Origin of the sequence: Acinetobacter sp. RF15B (assembly GCF_007558235.1) — a bacterium.
GTDB lineage: Bacteria > Pseudomonadota > Gammaproteobacteria > Pseudomonadales > Moraxellaceae > Acinetobacter > Acinetobacter lwoffii_C.
This window is the reverse complement of the sequence record NZ_VLSR01000015.1, coordinates 1-17,792: the sequence shown is the minus strand read 5'-3', so window position 1 is coordinate 17,792 and position 17,792 is coordinate 1. Positions and strand designations below refer to the sequence as shown.

Below are 17,792 nucleotides of genomic sequence, written 5' to 3'. Positions count from 1 at the left end.
CATATTTTTGCTAGAATACCGTTTCCATCTGCCAAGGTGTAGCGCTTGCGTGGGTGAGTTTCATAATCGGCTGTAATAATTGGAAAAATTTATGCTAGCTAAACGTATTATTCCTTGTCTGGACGTTGATAACGGTCGCGTGGTCAAGGGTGTTCAGTTCCTTGATATCCGTGATGCAGGTGACCCGGTCGAAGTGGCGCGTCGTTATAATGAACAGGGTGCCGATGAAATCACTTTCCTTGATATTACTGCTACACATCATGGACGTGACACGACTTATCGTACAGTGGAACGTATGGCTGAATCGGTCTTTGTGCCGTTAACCGTCGGTGGTGGCGTACGCAAGGTCGAAGACATCCGATTGCTGCTCAATGCCGGTGCAGATAAAGTCAGTATCAACTCGGCTGCGGTCTTTAATCCGGAGTTTGTTCAGGAAGCCTCGCAACGTTTCGGCGCCCAGTGTATTGTGGTGGCGATTGATGCCAAAAGAACTGGCGAAAACAAATGGGAAATTTTTACCCACGGTGGCCGTAAACCGACCGGTATCGATGCACTGCAATGGGCCGAGAAAATGGCCAGTTATGGCGCAGGTGAACTGCTGATTACCTCAATGGATGCCGATGGAACCAAAGCCGGCTATGATATTCCTCTCATGCGTGCCATCAATGACCGGGTCACGGTTCCCACCATTGCTTCAGGTGGAGTAGGCACCTTACAGCATCTGGCAGACGGTATTATTCACGGCGGAGCAGATGCGGTACTTGCGGCTTCAATTTTCCACTTTGGCCAGCACACCATTCCGGAAGCCAAAGCTTATATGGCCGCTCAGGGCATTGAAATGCGCCTGTGATCTGCTTGATTTAAGAATCTAGCCAATAAAAAAGAGCGTAGAATGCGCTCTTTTTTTGCTTATTAGGCTGGAACAGTACACATTTCAGCTAAAAAAAAGGAGTCTGACGACTCCCTATAAAACCAAGAATAACTACAGCACTTGGTATCTCATCTACCTCCTGCTTCATCTATCTCCGTGCCTACCGGAAAGATCAAGCAGATCGACAGGCACCAATATAGGTTAATTTTCCAGCACAATATTGACAATAGATCCCCTATTTATTGACAAAACACGACGCCACCTCAAAAGTGAGAACTGCTTGTCATTTTATATATCCACCACTTAGATGTTATTGCAGCTGGTCTCGCACTTTGGCCCATTTAGCCGGAAAATAACGGTTGGCCAGACTGGTCAAATGAGTGGATAAGGCTTCAGGCAGTGCAATACCCAGAGGATTTTTTTCCTGCAAATCGGGTGATGAAATGACCCGGGTGCCCAGCAGATAATCGAACCAGGGTTTGGTCACGCACCAGTTGGCATCCTGATTACTGTTCATATGGTGGTCATAATGCCAAGGAATTTTTTTTCTGGCCCACTCTGGCTCCAGATGGGCGCGGCGGTGAATATAATAATAGTTGCCCGCACTATACAAGGTCGCCAGAACCATTCCTTTGGACACAGGATAAAATACAAGTCCAAAAACACTGGCCACCACCACCAGCGAACCGATTTCATTACGGGTACGCCAGTTCTTGTAGCCCTCTACATAACCAATATCCGAGAATTCCGTTTTACGCACTTCACGATGATGCTCCCAATGTGAACGCATACTTTCCGGGACCGGGCTATAACGTGCCTGCCCTGCTCTATGGGTTCCATGCAATATATATTTATGGGCAAACCACTCAAAACCATTGGCCACGACCAGTCCTGTCAAAAAACCTTTCCACATGATCAGACTCTCCTTTTTCTTTCTACTATAGATCAAGTAAAAGACTAGATATTGACCCTAAACTTCAATATGATTGACAAAATACGACAAAATACTAAAAACTTTAAACATGCAGACTCAGAAAGATTATGCGGGTTCAGTCTATGGTGGTTTAGGTCATTTGCTGCTGGCTTTTTATAATAAATATCAGTTGAAGCCACCACAAAAATTGCTGGATGTTCAGCCACTGGAGCGTTTTGATTATGTCATCTGGCATGATCTGTTAACCACCTTGGAACAACAGTTGCAGCGCCCAGCACTCGGCCTGGAAATTGCCGCACTCGTACAACCAAAATATTTAGGCATACTGGCCTATATTGCCCTGTCCTGTGAAACCCTGAGCGATGCGCTCATGCGTTATCATGATTATCACCGTCTGATCTATGACGGGACACCTTTGCAGATATCTATCCATAATGAGATCCTCAGCATTGGCTGGGACGATATCCCCTTTAACCTGTCCTCCCAGATCACCGATGAAGTCGCGATTGCCCTGTTAATGGAATTTCTCAAATCGATTCTGGATATCCATGATATTCGGCTGCATGAGGTTCATTTCAAACGCTCTCCACCCAAAAACACCATGATTTACGAGCAGTATTTCCGTTCCAAGGTACGTTTTAATCAGGATAAAGCCCAAATTCAACTGACAGTTTCAGAGCTGTCCCGGCCTCTGCGGCAAGGTGATCAGACCTTGCAGGAACTGCTTAAACAGCAGGCTGAAGCCCTGTTAGAAAAATTACCTCATGCCACCGATATGGATCAACGTTTACAGCAAGCCATACTGGCTGGCCTGCAAAAAAACATGTTTCAGATTGAGGCAATTGCCCGGCAGATGAACCTGTCCGTACGCAAATTACAGCGTTATTTGCAGCAGCAGGGGAAAACCTACCAGCAGCGCATGCAGGAAATCCGCTGCATGATGGCGCAGCAATATTTAAAGGACTCACGCTTGAGCCTGCAAGAAATTGCCCTGCTGCTTGGCTATTCTGAACAGAGTGCTTTTCAGCGTGCCTTCAAGCACTGGACGGCGCAGACCCCGCAGCAATGGCGTTCTAATTATTTAGCCAGTGCAAAAGCGTAGATAAGAGGATGCTGCGCTAAAAAAAGGAAAAATTCAGGATTCAAGCAAAAGTATCAATCACAGCCCAGTCGCAGCTTCAGTTTTTTCTAAAAAAGTTTAGAGGCGACCTTAACCAGATCCTGGTTTACTTCTTTATAAAAACGGATTCTCGATTTCATGAGCTTCATCATGCTCAATTTTTTCTGGTAAATCAGGGGTATTTTCCAGTTCCTGAACAATATCATCCAGCAGCGCCTGCAAGACTTTGGCAGCCTTGAGTCCAGCCTGGTCTTTGGTAATTTGCAAATTACCATACAGGCTGACACAGTCCAGATCATTTTCAACTGTCAGATCATGAATGGCATGCGACTCATTGCCATCTTTATAGGCTTTAAACATAGTGGCCCCATCCTATCTGCTTATTCTAAAGTACTCTCTGCATGCTACCCGAATCAGGCTTTTTACAGCAAGTCTATTTCAGCAGTTGCAGAATGAACTGAAGAATCGCTTCGGTCAACTGGCTGATCAAAGCCGTCTGAGTATTGCTTTCTGTCGTATTGCTTGCAGCGGTGTTTCTATTTTGCGTCGGGCTATCGCTGGTCACCGCTTTAAATTCACGCTGCAAGGCCTGCAAGTTTTCCTTGGACACAGCTTCGGCACACTGGCTTTCTGCATCCCAGTGGGAATAGGCAATCTTCTGGCTGGCTTTCACAGCTCTGGCCGTCAACGGTAAATGGTAGGTATTACGTTTTTGCTCTTCGGTTAACTGGGGGAACAGGTTAATTCCCAGCTTTTCTTCCAGATAGCAGACACTCACAACTCGAACCGTTTGTGAATTATCGTTTGGCGCATAATACGCCCCGATCGCCCCGGTTTTTGGCATATAAATCGCTTTATAGACGGCGGTTGGCACAATGACGCCATTACCAATGGTTTTCAGTTTTTTCGCAGCAAAGACCGGACCAGTAATCACATACACATCCTGCTTTTGTCGCGTGACTATTGCCCGGGTTGCCTCTTCCAGTTCACGCCAGACCTGCTGATTATTTTTAGGGGCTTGCGGCACCATATTGGCCAGCGAAAAACTGTCATACTGGGCTGCCTTGGTTGGCATATCCGCATTAGGCGCCATATGCCCGCGGTCATAGCCTGAACCACGATAATCCGCCAGCGTCGCGCGATGCACTGCCTTCACACGTCCTTCTTCATGGAAGCTGTCTTCACGCGGAATTTTTTGGCTCAGCCGTGCAGGCGTTAAAACCTCTGCCACCCAGAGCGGAGTTTTCGACACCCCTGAATATCCAACATTAAAGCCATTAAAACACAGTGAATAACTGTCTTTTTTCAGACTGTCTTTCATCAGATAAGGTGGAGCATCATAATAAAACTGCGCCAGGCAAGATGAGTTTGACGTCGTTCCCAAAGACACCCACTGACCCAGCCTTTCTTGACCAAATGCAATCGCAAAGCTGACCGAGGCCACTACACCCAAGATGATTTTGACACTATTTCCTTTTAACAACGGAGTTACACCACTCTTCGGTTTAGATTGCTTCTTGGCCATGCTGACAACTGCTATTTTCCGATCAATATTGATTTTTGGCGAGCTTAACAAGCTGTGTATATGAAGTATATCTCGCCCCTGTTATTCGCCTAACAATTAAACAAACCCCGCTCATTCAGGTCTTTCCTGTAACAAAATGTCTATTTTTTGATGGTTTTTAAATAGGGTTTTCTGAGTATTCAGTAGCTTTCATTGCGGCAACAGAATGACTATGCAACAGTATAAAGCTATTTAAATTACGTACAATCATGGAGTCTGCATGAATTCCAAATTAACTCAAATTTTAGGTGTGGGCTTATTTACCAGTGTCCTAAGTGCGGCTGCTTTTGCCGAGCCACCTGTACAGCCAGGTGAAACTCTGGAAAGCCTAGCTAAAGCCAAAATTAGTACCACCGTCAACGGCCAGCAAGGCTCTTTAGAAAGCCTGGTCAATTCAGGGCAGGTGCGCCTGGTCAATCAGCCTGCACCACCACAGCCTGCACAGCAACCGATGCCAGCCACTTCTTCCGAGGCACCGATGGCCGATCCGAACGCCAACCATCCTCACCCCATGCCTAACCAGCTTGAAGCTGCACCCGGCATGAACCCTGAACAGCCACAGCCAGCAAGTCCTGAAGCGGCTGCCATAGCGGCTCCTGCTGACATTTCAGCACAGCCCGAGACTGCTCCTATGGCTGAGGCTGCAATAAATGCGACACCTGATATGCCCGCAGTAGTAGAACCAGCACAATAATTCTATGAAGGATGCCTGATTCAGCTATTCCGAACGTGTCTTGCATAAAAAACCAGAATACAGTTCTGGTTTTTTTATGGCCTCTAGGGCCTCTATTTAATTTTACATTTCGATCTGACTACCTAACTCTACTACCCGATTAGGGGGAATCTGGTAAAAGTCACTGACCGGACTGGTATTACGCTGCATGGAAACAAACAGTTTTTCTCGCCATGCAGCCATGCCATCCCCTACCGTATGCATAATCCGCTCCCGTGAAATAAAGAAGCTGATCTGCATCAGATCATATTCAAAGCCCCATTCGGCATAGGCTTGTTGCAAAGCCTCCGGAATATTCGGCTGGTCTTTAAAACCATAATACATATAGACCCGATAAAAATGCTTGCTAAGCGTTTCGACCTGAATGCGATCTTTTTTCGCCACAAAAGGGATATCCCGGGTAATCACGGTCACCAGAATATTGCGTTCATGCAGCACCTTGTTGTGCTTGATGTTATGTAACATGGCATGCGGAACAATGCTCGGGGTTCCGGTCAGGAAAATGGCTTCACCCGGAACAAACTTGGTCGCATCTCCCATCGAAATACTTTTGATAAACAGTTCGATTGGTAAGGCATCCTGCTCCAGACGGCTGAGTACCAGTGCACGTCCATCTTTCCAGGTCATTAAAATGGTAAACAGCACCGCACCAATCAGAATCGGTACCCAGCCTCCCGCAGCAATTTTTAAGGAGGTAGAGGCAACAAAAATCAGGTCAAGCGTTAAAAATGGAGCAGCAAAGAGTATGACTTTCCAGACCGGCCAGCGCCAGAATCCATAGGCCAAAATACTAATCAAAATAGTCCCGCAAAGCATGGTCATGGTGACTGCCACGCCATAGGCACTGGCCAGATTGGCACTGTTTTCAAACAGCAAGATCAGGATTAACACCGAGATAAACAGCATCCAGTTAATAAAAGGCAGATAAATCTGGCCACGCTCTACCGCCGAAGTATGCTTCACACTCAGACGCGGTAAATAACGCAGCTGAATCGCCTGATTGACCATGGAGAATACCCCGGTAATCACAGCCTGAGATGCAATCACCGCTGCCGCAGTGGCGAGTCCAATCATTGGATAAAGTGCCCAGTCCGGGATCAGCATATAAAAAGGATTGGCTAACGCTTCTGGTTGACGTAATAACAATGCGCCCTGTCCAGCATAGTTCAGCAGCAGGCAAGGTAAAACAATCACAAACCAGGCCATACGAATCGGCAAGCGGCCAAAATGGCCCATATCGGCATAGATTGCTTCACCCCCAGTCATGGTCAGAATCACCGCGCCCATGGTAAGAAATGCGACATAAGGCTGATCCACAACAAAGTGAAAAGCCCAATAAGGATTCACCATCGAAAGTACAAATGGCGTCTGGGCAATACTCCACAGACCGAAAGCCCCAATCGACAGGAACCAGAGCAAAGTTAAGGGGCCAAAAAATTTCCCCATGGTACCTGTACCATGACGTTGCAGCATAAACAGCCCGGCCAGAATCCCGATCGACAGCGGCATCAGCCAGCGGTCAAAGATAGGCGTGGCAATACTCAAGCCTTCAATGGCGGAAAGCACCGAGATGGCTGGCGTGATAATGCCATCTCCAAAAAACAGCGAGGCCCCGATAAACCCCAACGCAATTAGAAAAATTTTCTTCTGATCTGCAATTCGTGTGGTGCGCAGATTTAAAGCCAGTAGCGACATGATGCCGCCTTCGCCATTATTATCGGCACGCATGATAATCGTGACATATTTAAAGCTGATGGTCAGCATCATGCACCAGAAAATCAGGGACAGAATGCCAAGCACAGAGGCTTCACTGATCGCAAGATGTGCTGTGAGGAAACATTGGCGCAGTGCGTATAGAGGGCTGGTACCAATATCTCCAAAAACGACCCCAAGTGCAGCCAGCGTAATCACGGGAAGAGCTGCTTTTTCTGCTGTACTTTGCATATATTGTCTTCGTTTTAAACAAGCATTTTTGCAAATCATAGCATTACGTTAAAAGTTTTTCTGCAAATCAATTGTTTCAGCTTGGCAGCAGCGCTTTTTTTCGATATTATCCTCGGCCATGGTGAGGTGTCCGAGTGGCTGAAGGAGCACGCCTGGAAAGTGTGTATACGTTAATAGCGTATCGAGGGTTCGAATCCCTCTCTCACCGCCAGAATTTTAAAATCCGAATCACATGATTCGGATTTTTTTGTCTTAAAAATAAAAAATCGTATTATTTTTATCATCATTCTCCTTACACACTCTCCCTTTCCAGAAGTTCATAGCTGCTCAGAGCGACTATCGAAAAAAACCCTGCGTTTCTTTAATATTGTGTTCTGCTTTAATTTATTTATATTAACCCATCAAAAATTGGCACAATAATCGCTTCATTTTATTGTCATTAAAGCTATGTTATGGTTCGTTCAGGATATTTAAAAAAGGAGAGAAAAACTAAGACCAGAATAAAAAGACCTTAGATCGAAGTACACCATTTCAACTCAAAGTTAAAAGTAGATACACTGCTATTCGGAGAGCGAACATGAATAACAGCGCAAACTATATAAAACAAATCAAAAATGCAAAACGTGGTGGTTATACCCCGACTATCGCCAAGGATATTAACAAACATAAAATTCAAAAAGCCCTCAAACTTATCGAACAGTGGAGAAGCCTCGCTCAAGAACTCAAACCTCAAATGCAGTTCGATATGGCCTTTACTTTAGAGGAATGCGCACAAGATCTCGCCCAAATCCTGAAACATAAATAGTTTTTTAGCTACACCCCGTGATCTATTTCCAGTTCATTTCAGCTTCGCCCATAATAAAAAATGGGCGATTTGCCGCTTAAAGTATGATGACCGCTTATCTTGCAGATTACTCTCAACTCCACATCGCTTTTTTGAAAGATTAACCGGTTATTTTTTGGCTTGCACCCACCCAAAAAATCTGTAGAATGCACTCCACATCGCCGGCATAGCTCAGTTGGTAGAGCAACTGACTTGTAATCAGTAGGTCCACAGTTCGAATCCGTGTGCCGGCACCATTATTAAACCTCGTAAGTCTTAGATTTATGGGGTTTTTTATTATCTATAGTTTTCCAGTGCATTCTTTTCTTGGTTCATCTTGTGGTCCATCAATTCAATAGTCTTGTGGTCTAAAATCAAGAATAAGTAACTATAATCCAAACTAGTTTCCTCCCTATAGCCATTTTCAAGCACTCCACTTCTCCAATCGGGCTACGTTAGAGATGAAGCATCTAGGTATCCCATCGAGGCGTATGACGAGTGGAAAATGGAACACTTGGGGAGTTTTTGATATTTCTTGGATTCGCTGTTTAGTACAGGACTTCTAGGCTCAATCCTTGTAGGTCGTGGGGTATTCTGCTAGAAGATCATTCATATAACCAGGATTCGGGTTAAATATTTTCTTTATTTTAATAAAACTTTAGACTTATTATTCTCCTTGTAAAAAAACACCTCATGATTATTATTAATAATAATAATATTTTTTGAAGCATTTAAAGTAATATTTTTCACTACGCCTAGACTATTTACTAAAGCCAAGTTAATAAATTTTTCTCCACTTTCTTCGGAAAATAGTGAAACTATTATCAACAATCCATTATTTGATTTAGGTAATACTACAGACGCACCAAAACTATCATCTAAAAAGTTATAAACTTTGGATAATTCTATAATATTAATTAATTTAACCTTACTACAACTATTTTTATTATTTTCTAAAATACATTTTAAATGATCCTCTGAGTTATATGGAAGAGACGTAACAGGAAATCCATCATCATTTTTTTCAATATTATTGTTCTTATGAAAATTTACAGAAATATTTTTTATTCTTATAATATATTCATCTCTTAAACATTGTTCTTTTTCTAAAGCCGTTCCTTCTCCCATAGAATATCTAATCTTATTTTCACAGTTATTTTTAATTCTACTTTTCCAGTTTCTATAGTCATCTTTCTTCTTATTATTTAAACCATCTAATTGATATAAAAGATTTTTGTTTTCTTTTAAAACACACTGAAGGCTTTCATTAACATTAATTAAATTACAATTTAATAATTTTTTTTCAGCATAAGTAATATTTAAAAAACTTAACATAGAAATCATTAATAATACATTTAAACACTTATTCATTTCTCTAAATTCCTTTAAAATTTTTAGGTAAAATAATTTTAAATGGTTTTGATATATGTCTTTTTAGCTCTTCTACCGTTAACTGCACATAAATGGATTTATCATTCCAAAATATTAACTATTACTGATGCCATGTTAGAGCGCATGTTCGGTACGTCTGGCGATGGAATCCATGACCGTCTACTGCATTTCGTAACACCTCTGGATGGCGCCTATTACTTTGCACCGAGTGAGGAGTTGCTGGAAGAGGTGTTGGAAGGGTAAAAATGAAAAGCCGATGAAAGTCGGCTTTTTATTTCAATTACTATCAGAATGAGAATTCTTTTTTATTATTTCCTTCAAAATATTTTATATTTAAATTATCATCAATCTCTACACTTTTTCCTGCATAAATATATTTTTCTGAAATTAAATTAAAATTTTTAACTTTCATAATCCTTAAATTAGCCCCATCTTCATCAAAAAATGGAGATACTATTAAAAAGAAATCTTTTTTCCCTTTCAATAATACACTCTCTCCATCTTGAGCATTAACAAAATTATACTTAGTTAATATTGTCTTAGAGGGTATTAACTTTAACCTATTACACTGATTTAATTTAATATTATTTATACATTTAAAATGAATATCGGAGGAATAGGGTAGCTTAGAAAATTCTTCAATACCACTTAATACAGACTTCTCTATTTTATTAAATTTTCCTTTTTCAAAACTATAGCACTCATCTTCAATATTAATATTATTATTTTTAAAAAAATAGGTAGTTCCTGATAAACAAATTTTATTATCGTTCTTACTATATTTTATAATAGCAGGATCATCATTAATCGCTCTCAATTTACCATCAACAAAATTACCCACTATCTGAGGTAGAGGAGTTATTCTTTTTCCTTTAGGATCTAATATAACTATAATTTTAACAAGTCTACTTTCACCCTTTCCAGAATCTCTAATATAATTTAAGATTAATAATATTTTATCATTTGAAAAATTAGGAAAATCTTTAATATGTTTATTATAGATTTCAATTTTATCCTTTGAACAGAAATCAATACTTTCACCCTCGAAATGACATTTTGATACATTACTTGAATTTATTAATATATTTTCTTTTGAATGTATACAACTTGAAAATAATAGAATAAACAATAATAGAATTATCTTAAACTTCATATTTAAAACCCATTTATTCAAATGATAAGCATATATTTTCTCAAATATAGTTTTAACCTTTTCAGTAGAATGTTTGTTTGCTTTATTTGTTTTAGACTCATGTAACTTGAGGAAAACCACCTTGTACCTATTATAACCTGAGTTCGATGAAATCCACTTAGCCTTTTAACATATTTTGGAAGGTTAGCTTATTGGGGTTCAAACAATAAGCCACTACAGCAGACCTCTTTCATAAGTCATTTTTTACTCAGCTAGAAGTTATAAATTCCAGCAATTAAATTGAATCTTAATCCCAGTCTTTTGCCTCGATTGCGATATCGCTCAGCAAGAATTTTGAAGGTTTTTAAGCGACCAAATACATGCTCAATTGCTATTCTTCTTTTGTTGATTTCCTGATTATAGATTTTTAGTTCAGTATCCAGTTTACAGCGCTTCTTTGCTTTTAGAGGCAATAGGCTATTTGGATACACTGTATAAATTCCCTGATAGCCCTTATCTGCAAGGATAAAGGCACCTACAGGAATCTGATTCAAGTTGCGTTTAAAGAGTTCAAAATCATGTATTGAACCGCGATCAGCGCATAAACTCAGGATTTTTTCTGAGTTTTATAATGAATGATGACCTGTACTTTGAAGGTGTGCTTCTTTTTCTTGCCGCTATAGCTTTTCTTCTGTTTTTTTAGGCCTTTGGATTGGAATTTCTGTGGCATCTACGATCACCACATTCCAGTCTATGCCTTCGCCTTCAGGCAAATTCTTCGGTAGATTAAACAGATTAGACTTAATGAAACAATCCTCTACATGGCGTACGATTCTTGAAGCAGTGGGCTCTGACACGCCATAATTTGTTGCGACATGGAACAAGGTTCGGTATTCACGCCAATAACTTCAGCACAGGAGGATCTGATCCTCTAAGCTCAATTTAGGTGGTCTGCCTTTGGCAGGAACATGCATCTTCAATTGCTCAACCATTAAATCAAAGGTTGACCATGAGATGCCTGTGTATCGCTTGAACTGTGTTTCAGAAAGCTTCTTTGAATCGATGTATTCCATCCGCAGATTATGCACGAATGCCAAGAAATCTGGAGTGCAAATATCAACCAAAAAGAAGATCATTTTTTGATTTATGAAAGAGATCTATTTAAACAGGATTAGAATTATATACAATTTGATCCTTTCACCTGTAAATCATTTTTTTCAAAAATAGTTTTTTTCTTGTTCTTTATATTAACATATTCAACATTATATAAAAGATAACCTTGAGACATAAAAGTATAATATCCTGTTATTTTTCCATTTATTATTTCATTCATCTTTCTGTAGACTTCTGGTTTAGCATCATCTCCTATATCAATACTTTCTTCTTTTACAGATTTTGATATTTTAATATTTTTAAAATATGGATAATATTTTATATAGTTAATATCAGGATATTGACTAGAAACCAATAGTATTACATCATTCTTACTTTTTAGACAATAATATTTTTCTTTTGATTGTGCATTTGAACATAGCACTAAAGAAAAAAATATAAATATAATTTTCATCATAATTCTTTTTCCCTCTTTTCAACTAATAATTTTGCAGATTTTGTATTATAACTATATATTTCTCTACCAACTTTATTCCCATTTTTATCTTTTCTGAAGCCAAAAGGAAACTCTTTATCTTTAATTATTTCTAAAAACCTTATATATCCTTTTTTCACTTCATTTGCATTCTTTGATCTCCTCTTTTTATAACCATTAGGATCATTACATAACCCCCACCTAAAGCACTCACCGATCTTATTATTGTATATATAATTATTCTCAAATTTCCATATTTATTAAGAGCTATTATTAATTCATCATTTATATTTTTACATTTCCAAAAAAATATGCTACAGCTTTTTATAATATTTCTCCCTATCACCAAAACCACTCCTACCATTAATTAGTACATAAGTTGTTATTAATCATGAGGAGTGAGACTTCCGGCTCTAGAATGATGCCAATACCAAATTGCCGAACCTACTGCATGCTTTTTTTCTTTAGCAATTCTATGCCTATGATGGTTTAAGAAATTTTCATTAACTGCTAAACCATATAACTCATAATTTTTTTTATATATTATTTGCATTAAGCCTTGCCCTTTATAACCATCATAAACTTCACTTTCAGATTCCCCCCCTCAATCCCTCTTACATTAGAAAATAACGAGTTATTTCATGTAAAGTATGAGCTATAAAATGGGCCTCTTCGAGACATGACGAATTTAAACACGAGGTGCGACATAAATAAAATAGTGATTATAATCAACCAATTGAGAAAATTTGTCTAACGAGGTATACCAATCTAAAGGCTTCCTAAGTCTTGGTCTTGTATGGAGTGACATAGCCATTTGATTCAAATAATGCTGATCTGCTTGATTGAGGTCAATGCCTTTAGATAAATCTTGACGAATTAGATCCTTTATATTTTCACAAATCCCTTTCTGCTATGCTAAATGCGAATCACAAAATATACTTCTATCCCTAAATCCTGTTCTAAAGTTTTATGCTCAGCCATTTCACGACCTCGGTCATATGTCAGTGTTTTGCGTAATTCACATGGAAGATATTTCAAAGCCTCCGTTAATGCCAAACGTACTGATTCTGCTTTTGCATCAGGTAATACTGCCAATATGCAAAGCCGAGTATTACGTTCAATCAGGGTGGCAATAGCACTCTTATTGCCCTTGCCTTTAATTAAATCAACTTCCCAATGTCTAAGTATCTTTCTTCCACTTCCTGTGGGCGTTCATGTATCGCCTTAATCTATTGTAATAGTGAATCTTTTTTAATTTCATCATTCGCCTTACGTTTTTTTATTTTCATGTCTCAAACAAGAGAGCAAGTCTTTCTTCAGTTCACCTTTAGGTAAAGCTCGAAGGGTTGAATAAATCGTTATATGGCGGATACTCATGTGACCATTTGGCTCAGATAATTGTTTTAAACGTTTAGAAATTTGTTCAGGAGAATATAAATAGCGAAGGGCTTTGGTTTAGAAACTCTCAATAAGTTACTTCAAATTTAAGAAAAAAGTCATCAATTACACAAAATAATTCGGTACTATTAAACATTAGAGCTAGGACTCAAGGTTTAGTGTGGTAACACAACTGATGCCTCTATTCCTTTTATTTTTCAAGTCAACCTCCTATCCGCGATTCGTGGTTAATATAGTAATCTTTCTAATTATTTTTAAGAAAATCTCTATAAATAATATTTTCACACCCTAAAGTAGACTCTAAACAATCTAAATCTGAATCTAAAATCAATTTATAGATATTCACTTTCCCATTAATTTCTATAATATTTACATTATATAAATATTTTTTTCTTTTTTAATATATGAAAAACTATCCCCAGCTAATATACTCTCATAATCACTTTCTAAATTAGCAGAAGAAGAATTTATTAAGGGAGCCTCAATGACTAAATTTGAAAATTTATTATATATAAAAAAATTAGATATAAATTTTTTATAAGGTCTTTTTACATAATCTACATCACTAAACTCTCTTATCCGAAAAGCCACTATTTTTTGATCTTGATAAAGTAATTTTAAATCTATATTTGATTTTAAAGGTACAGTACTTTGATATAAAATATAATCTTTTTGATTATTTAAAACCTCAACCCCATAACTCTTAAGACTATATTCCCCCCAGAATATTTTTTGTTTTTATTCCCATAATCAACTAAACCCAATTTAAAATTTTTATTTAATTGAGAAAATCTACCAAATTGATCTAGGAATAAAACTGGTTCTTTAATTTGGATAACAATTTGTTGATAATCATTCCAATCTATATTTTTTGCATGACATGATAATGAAAAGAAAATACTGCTAATTATTACTATAGATTTAATTATTTTCATATTTTAAGTGCCTAAATTAATTTGGTTACAAAAAAGGAATAGGATCAAATCTTCCCTATAAACCTGTACCGAGCAATGCTGAATTGCTTACATCAAAATACAAATGCCCTCTATTTTGATATAGTCATCATTCCCTCAGCATTTCCAGTAGAACCTGTTTTACCTAAACTGTCTTAGAATCAACAACATCTTCTTTTTCAACATCTATAGTAAATAAATGCGCGTAAAAAAAGTAAATTGTATTGCTTTTTGTAATATTATTTAATGCATAAGTTTTTTGCTTTTCAGGCAAGTCATCGATATTTACTTCTAATACTATAATTTTGCCATATGCCTTTCCACTATCTATTGCAATAGCAATAACTCCACTACATACTGCAAAAATATTTGCACTTGATTCAGCGGCTAAATTTATACCTTAATGATTCTTTTTACCTCCATTTCTAACCATACTAAAGTAGCACTTTTTATATTTGCTAGACTAGTAGTTTTTAGGTGAGAGTGAACAGAAACATCAGCCTGAATATCGTCGTCAATGGAGTAAACTACATATCAGCATAGATGTTAAGACCCTTCAAATACGGGCTGTACAGTTAACTACGAACAATGTTAGTGATTCAGGTGCTCGGGGATTGGCTTGATCAAATTCCGCTGGATGAGCAGATTGATTCGGTCTATACAGATAGGGCTTATGACACAAAATACTGCAGAAAAGTCATTTCAGATCGACAGGCATATGCGGTGATTCCCCTAAGAAAAAATGCGAAACTCTGGAAAGACAAAAAACTGGGATCTTTAGAGCGAAATGAGTTATTGAAAACGGTCAAATGCCTAGGAAGAACAGTTTGGAAAAAGTGGTCTGGGTATCACCGGCGAAGCTTGGTAGAAGCCAAGATGCATTGCATCAAAGTATTGGGAGATAAACTCAGTACCAGGAACTTTCAAAGCCAAGTGAATGAGATTCATGCTCGTGTAGCCGTATCAAATATATTTACGGAATTAGGCTGACCTCATACCCAAGTTGTCACTTAAACCTGAGTCGCTTAGGGTAAATCTATTCCTTAAGTCTTTTTTTACATAAAAGTCACTCAAAATCAATAGTTTAACAAAACACCTCTTACGAAAGTAAAAAGCACCTCAATATAAGTTTCATCAGATATCAGAAATTAAACCGTTTTTCAGATTATGAATTCAAACGCCTGGTTGGCGTACCTCGACAAGTTTTTACTGAAATGGTAGAGGTTGTAGAAAAAGCAGAATCACTCAAAAAGAAATCAGGTCGTCCTCATACTTTAGATATAGAGGATCAGTTATTATTAACTCTCCATTACTTATATTTGCAGTGTTTCAGCATTTATACCAATATGCAGTTTACGCTATTGCCGACGGTATTCAGGATGATATCTCTTACGCTTCCATTCGTCTTCACCTAAAAATTTTAAACCCGTAGAGTCGACAATGAGCAGCATACTGCGTAAGGTAACCCATCACGACTTTTCCGATAGCTTATCGCAATATCAATATACTTTTGTCGTCTACAGAGGGTAGAGTAATCTGGTGCTGTCCAATTTAAGCCACAGAGTTTAGTCAGGCTTTGAGCAAAGCCTGTCACCATACGTAAAGAAAGACGGAATAGAGATTTGATCATTAAACAGCATTGAATCACTGTATCGGAATAAGTTTGATTTCGTCCGTGCTTGCCTTGTGGTTGCGCATACCATTGGATCCTAGGGTCAAACCAGATTGAAATATTTCCTCGCTTGATTAAAGCTTGGTTATATGAGGACCAATTAGTTGTACTGTAGATTTTAGGGGCAGGCTTCTTCATCTGGAAATTATATTGCTGAAGAAGCCTTTAAGAATAGCTTTGCGCAACAAAGCCGTTATTAATATCAAAATCAATGACTGAGTGATAAACATAAAAAACTACTCAGTTTAACCTAATTCTTATATTTTATAGAATGAACTATACAAATCGCTTCTGTATAATGAAAGATGGAATCTGCACTATAAATATCTTTACATATTAACTCTACCTTCTTATTATAACTAATTTTAATTTTTTTATCTAAATAATTAAGTTGAACTTTATTAATATTCTCTATATACTCATCCTCACTTTCTAGGAATAAGTCTATCTTTTGATCCAAACTAATATAGTCATATTCTATAGCTTTATTATTTTCATCATAAATAACCTGATTTTTTAATTCTCCTAAAAATTTAAAATATTTTTTATTCTTTATCTCTGCTCTTACATTTGATTGTAAAACAAAAAAAATAGATATTATTAATATTACTATTTTCACAATGTATTCCTTAATTGAATCTTTGTTCTTTTATAATATTTCCTTTTGAGTCCCACTCTCGCCACAACCCTATCTTAATTCCATTTTTATAATATCCTTCATATATAAAAAATTTAGGGTTTATAGTATATTTTTCATAGCACCTTCCACTTTCTTTTCCTAACTTGTAAGAACATTCACTCAATAACTCTCCTTTTTCATTCCATTTTTTAACAACCTCCTCTAAATTACCATTTACATATGTCATTTCTTCTTTTAACTTACCATTTTCGTACCATGTCCTCCATACCCCATCTTCTCTATAGTTCTTATAATTAGTTAATGCCATTTTATATCCAGATTCATACTAAATTACTCTTTTCCCTTCTCGTGGAAAATAATTATTTTTTTGATTTTCATTAAAAACATAATATTTTTTTCCATCAATAAGCCAATAAGGATCCGTCTGCTTCATGCCTGATATATAAAAATCCTGTACTAGAAATTTATCACTATTTTGTCTTATTAGTATTCTATAATATTTAGCATTTTCTTTATTTACATGGATTTGTCCAGCATCTTCAGCATCATTCATATACATGATAATTCCATCATTAACACTTAAAGTTAATCTATATACTTGATTTTTTTTAATATCATTAACTTTTAATTTTTTTTCTGCACAACCAGTAATTATCAAAAAAGACAAAAAAATACATATTTTCTTTTCCCTACTAAACATTTATATTACCTCGTACTACTTCCTGTATTAATTAATTTTAAACCTAATAAAGAATAGATCTCTTGCGAAAGTAAAAACCGCCTCAATATAAATTTCATGAGATATCAAAAATTAAATCGTTTTTCAGATTCTGAATTCAAACGCTTGGTTGGCGTACCTCGACAAGTTTTTACTGAAATGGTTGAGGTCTTAGAAAAAGCTGAATCACTCAAAAAGAAATCAGGTCGTCCTCATACTTTAGATATAGAGGATCAGTTGTTATTGACTCTCAATTACTTACGAAACTACAGTACTCAACTGGAATTGGCGGCAAATTACCATATCGCTG

The 17,792-nt window shown here is 37.6% G+C and carries 18 protein-coding genes, 2 tRNA genes and 7 pseudogenes; 10 read left to right on the top strand and 17 right to left on the bottom strand.

Going from position 1 to position 17,792, the window contains the following annotated elements; genetic code table 11:
• The first annotated feature begins 91 nt into the window (after window positions 1-91).
• Window positions 92-850: an imidazole glycerol phosphate synthase subunit HisF gene (hisF, locus tag E2K74_RS10965; RefSeq protein WP_151205411.1), complete on the top strand. Its 759-nt coding sequence runs from the start codon at window positions 92-94 to the stop codon at window positions 848-850.
• A 331-nt stretch (window positions 851-1,181) separates the two neighbouring features.
• On the opposite strand, the gene E2K74_RS10960 is transcribed toward hisF, so the two are convergent.
• Window positions 1,182-1,784, bottom strand: a complete 603-nt coding sequence (locus E2K74_RS10960; protein WP_151207578.1) for a hypothetical protein — start codon at window positions 1,782-1,784, stop codon at window positions 1,182-1,184.
• A 109-nt stretch (window positions 1,785-1,893) separates the two neighbouring features.
• Between E2K74_RS10960 and E2K74_RS10955 the strand changes: the two genes are divergently transcribed.
• The gene (locus E2K74_RS10955) at window positions 1,894-2,907 is read left to right on the top strand and encodes a helix-turn-helix domain-containing protein (protein WP_151207576.1); all 1,014 of its coding nucleotides are present in this window, start codon (window positions 1,894-1,896) and stop codon (window positions 2,905-2,907) included.
• Between the two features lie 132 nt (window positions 2,908-3,039).
• On the opposite strand, the gene E2K74_RS10950 is transcribed toward E2K74_RS10955, so the two are convergent.
• A complete protein-coding gene (locus E2K74_RS10950; protein ID WP_151205408.1) occupies window positions 3,040-3,285 on the bottom strand; it encodes a hypothetical protein in 246 nt (81 codons plus the stop codon).
• 73 nt (window positions 3,286-3,358) lie between these two features.
• Window positions 3,359-4,450: a DNA/RNA non-specific endonuclease gene (locus E2K74_RS10945; RefSeq protein WP_151205407.1), complete on the bottom strand. Its 1,092-nt coding sequence runs from the start codon at window positions 4,448-4,450 to the stop codon at window positions 3,359-3,361.
• A 259-nt stretch (window positions 4,451-4,709) separates the two neighbouring features.
• Here E2K74_RS10945 and E2K74_RS10940 point away from each other — a divergent pair, with 259 nt between their 5' ends.
• Window positions 4,710-5,183 carry a hypothetical protein gene (locus tag E2K74_RS10940; protein ID WP_151207574.1) on the top strand — a complete coding sequence of 158 codons (474 nt, stop codon included), beginning with the start codon at window positions 4,710-4,712 and terminating at the stop codon, window positions 5,181-5,183.
• A gap of 102 nt (window positions 5,184-5,285) precedes the next feature.
• On the opposite strand, the gene E2K74_RS10935 is transcribed toward E2K74_RS10940, so the two are convergent.
• Complete coding sequence (locus E2K74_RS10935) at window positions 5,286-7,166, bottom strand: potassium transporter Kup (protein ID WP_151207572.1); 1,881 nt, start codon at window positions 7,164-7,166, stop codon at window positions 5,286-5,288.
• Window positions 7,167-7,286: 120 nt separating this feature from the next.
• Between E2K74_RS10935 and E2K74_RS10930 the strand changes: the two genes are divergently transcribed.
• The 3 genes from E2K74_RS10930 to E2K74_RS10920 all read left to right on the top strand — a co-directional run bounded on the left by E2K74_RS10930 (window position 7,287) and on the right by E2K74_RS10920 (window position 8,246).
• A tRNA-Ser gene (locus E2K74_RS10930) sits at window positions 7,287-7,377 on the top strand.
• Between the two features lie 366 nt (window positions 7,378-7,743).
• Window positions 7,744-7,971: a hypothetical protein gene (locus E2K74_RS10925; RefSeq protein WP_151205090.1), complete on the top strand. Its 228-nt coding sequence runs from the start codon at window positions 7,744-7,746 to the stop codon at window positions 7,969-7,971.
• Between the two features lie 199 nt (window positions 7,972-8,170).
• A tRNA-Thr gene (locus tag E2K74_RS10920) sits at window positions 8,171-8,246 on the top strand.
• 385 nt (window positions 8,247-8,631) lie between these two features.
• Here E2K74_RS10920 and E2K74_RS10915 read toward each other — a convergent pair.
• Window positions 8,632-9,360: a hypothetical protein gene (locus E2K74_RS10915; RefSeq protein WP_151207570.1), complete on the bottom strand. Its 729-nt coding sequence runs from the start codon at window positions 9,358-9,360 to the stop codon at window positions 8,632-8,634.
• A gap of 108 nt (window positions 9,361-9,468) precedes the next feature.
• Between E2K74_RS10915 and E2K74_RS10910 the strand changes: the two are divergent.
• Window positions 9,469-9,624, top strand: a pseudogene (locus E2K74_RS10910) (peroxidase); the annotation flags it as partial.
• A 43-nt stretch (window positions 9,625-9,667) separates the two neighbouring features.
• Here E2K74_RS10910 and E2K74_RS10905 read toward each other — a convergent pair.
• The 8 genes and pseudogenes from E2K74_RS10905 to E2K74_RS14895 form a co-directional block, all read right to left on the bottom strand.
• Window positions 9,668-10,654, bottom strand: a complete 987-nt coding sequence (locus E2K74_RS10905; RefSeq protein ID WP_227548030.1) for a hypothetical protein — start codon at window positions 10,652-10,654, stop codon at window positions 9,668-9,670.
• Between the two features lie 131 nt (window positions 10,655-10,785).
• Window positions 10,786-11,124 (bottom strand): transposase family protein, encoded by a 339-nt coding sequence (locus tag E2K74_RS10900; RefSeq protein ID WP_319922817.1) that lies wholly within the window; start codon window positions 11,122-11,124, stop codon window positions 10,786-10,788.
• 66 nt (window positions 11,125-11,190) lie between these two features.
• Window positions 11,191-11,370: a hypothetical protein gene (locus tag E2K74_RS15140; RefSeq protein ID WP_267314039.1), complete on the bottom strand. Its 180-nt coding sequence runs from the start codon at window positions 11,368-11,370 to the stop codon at window positions 11,191-11,193.
• A 320-nt stretch (window positions 11,371-11,690) separates the two neighbouring features.
• A complete protein-coding gene (locus E2K74_RS10890; protein WP_227548029.1) occupies window positions 11,691-12,083 on the bottom strand; it encodes a hypothetical protein in 393 nt (130 codons plus the stop codon).
• Window positions 12,080-12,241 carry a hypothetical protein gene (locus E2K74_RS14545; RefSeq protein ID WP_153228194.1) on the bottom strand — a complete coding sequence of 54 codons (162 nt, stop codon included), beginning with the start codon at window positions 12,239-12,241 and terminating at the stop codon, window positions 12,080-12,082. The genes E2K74_RS10890 and E2K74_RS14545 overlap by 4 nt, the downstream gene beginning before the upstream one ends.
• A gap of 245 nt (window positions 12,242-12,486) precedes the next feature.
• A pseudogene (locus E2K74_RS10885) lies at window positions 12,487-12,669 on the bottom strand (pyocin R, lytic enzyme); the annotation flags it as partial.
• A 120-nt stretch (window positions 12,670-12,789) separates the two neighbouring features.
• Window positions 12,790-13,553 (bottom strand): annotated as a pseudogene (locus tag E2K74_RS10880) (IS30 family transposase); the annotation flags it as partial.
• Between the two features lie 626 nt (window positions 13,554-14,179).
• Window positions 14,180-14,434: a hypothetical protein gene (locus E2K74_RS14895; protein ID WP_227548028.1), complete on the bottom strand. Its 255-nt coding sequence runs from the start codon at window positions 14,432-14,434 to the stop codon at window positions 14,180-14,182.
• 488 nt (window positions 14,435-14,922) lie between these two features.
• Here E2K74_RS14895 and E2K74_RS10865 point away from each other — a divergent pair.
• Window positions 14,923-15,442: pseudogene (locus E2K74_RS10865) on the top strand (IS5 family transposase); the annotation flags it as partial.
• A 143-nt stretch (window positions 15,443-15,585) separates the two neighbouring features.
• Window positions 15,586-15,768, top strand: a pseudogene (locus tag E2K74_RS10860) (IS5/IS1182 family transposase); the annotation flags it as partial.
• A 45-nt stretch (window positions 15,769-15,813) separates the two neighbouring features.
• Here the strand turns inward: E2K74_RS10860 and E2K74_RS10855 are convergent.
• From E2K74_RS10855 to E2K74_RS10840, 4 genes and pseudogenes are all read right to left on the bottom strand, one after another.
• Window positions 15,814-16,262, bottom strand: a pseudogene (locus E2K74_RS10855) (IS5 family transposase); the annotation flags it as partial.
• Window positions 16,263-16,374: 112 nt separating this feature from the next.
• Window positions 16,375-16,743 carry a hypothetical protein gene (locus E2K74_RS10850; protein ID WP_151207564.1) on the bottom strand — a complete coding sequence of 123 codons (369 nt, stop codon included), beginning with the start codon at window positions 16,741-16,743 and terminating at the stop codon, window positions 16,375-16,377.
• Window positions 16,744-16,753: 10 nt separating this feature from the next.
• A complete protein-coding gene (locus tag E2K74_RS10845; RefSeq protein WP_151207562.1) occupies window positions 16,754-17,071 on the bottom strand; it encodes a toxin-antitoxin system YwqK family antitoxin in 318 nt (105 codons plus the stop codon).
• Window positions 17,072-17,089: 18 nt separating this feature from the next.
• Complete coding sequence (locus E2K74_RS10840) at window positions 17,090-17,464, bottom strand: hypothetical protein (protein ID WP_151207560.1); 375 nt, start codon at window positions 17,462-17,464, stop codon at window positions 17,090-17,092.
• A gap of 96 nt (window positions 17,465-17,560) precedes the next feature.
• On the opposite strand from E2K74_RS10840, the pseudogene E2K74_RS10835 reads away from it, so the two are divergent.
• Window positions 17,561-17,792 (top strand): annotated as a pseudogene (locus E2K74_RS10835) (IS5/IS1182 family transposase); the annotation flags it as partial.

Coding starts and splice junctions, on each gene's coding strand:
- hisF (WP_151205411.1), top strand. CDS start 92: ATGCTAGCTAAACGTATTATTCCTTGTCTGGACGTTGATAACGGTCGC.
- E2K74_RS10960 (WP_151207578.1), bottom strand. CDS start 1,784: ATGTGGAAAGGTTTTTTGACAGGACTGGTCGTGGCCAATGGTTTTGAG.
- E2K74_RS10955 (WP_151207576.1), top strand. CDS start 1,894: ATGCAGACTCAGAAAGATTATGCGGGTTCAGTCTATGGTGGTTTAGGT.
- E2K74_RS10950 (WP_151205408.1), bottom strand. CDS start 3,285: ATGTTTAAAGCCTATAAAGATGGCAATGAGTCGCATGCCATTCATGAT.
- E2K74_RS10945 (WP_151205407.1), bottom strand. CDS start 4,450: ATGGCCAAGAAGCAATCTAAACCGAAGAGTGGTGTAACTCCGTTGTTA.
- E2K74_RS10940 (WP_151207574.1), top strand. CDS start 4,710: ATGAATTCCAAATTAACTCAAATTTTAGGTGTGGGCTTATTTACCAGT.
- E2K74_RS10935 (WP_151207572.1), bottom strand. CDS start 7,166: ATGCAAAGTACAGCAGAAAAAGCAGCTCTTCCCGTGATTACGCTGGCT.
- E2K74_RS10925 (WP_151205090.1), top strand. CDS start 7,744: ATGAATAACAGCGCAAACTATATAAAACAAATCAAAAATGCAAAACGT.
- E2K74_RS10915 (WP_151207570.1), bottom strand. CDS start 9,360: ATGAATAAGTGTTTAAATGTATTATTAATGATTTCTATGTTAAGTTTT.
- E2K74_RS10890 (WP_227548029.1), bottom strand. CDS start 12,083: ATGATGAAAATTATATTTATATTTTTTTCTTTAGTGCTATGTTCAAAT.
- E2K74_RS14895 (WP_227548028.1), bottom strand. CDS start 14,434: ATGAAAATAATTAAATCTATAGTAATAATTAGCAGTATTTTCTTTTCA.
- E2K74_RS10845 (WP_151207562.1), bottom strand. CDS start 17,071: ATGGCATTAACTAATTATAAGAACTATAGAGAAGATGGGGTATGGAGG.
- E2K74_RS10840 (WP_151207560.1), bottom strand. CDS start 17,464: ATGTTTAGTAGGGAAAAGAAAATATGTATTTTTTTGTCTTTTTTGATA.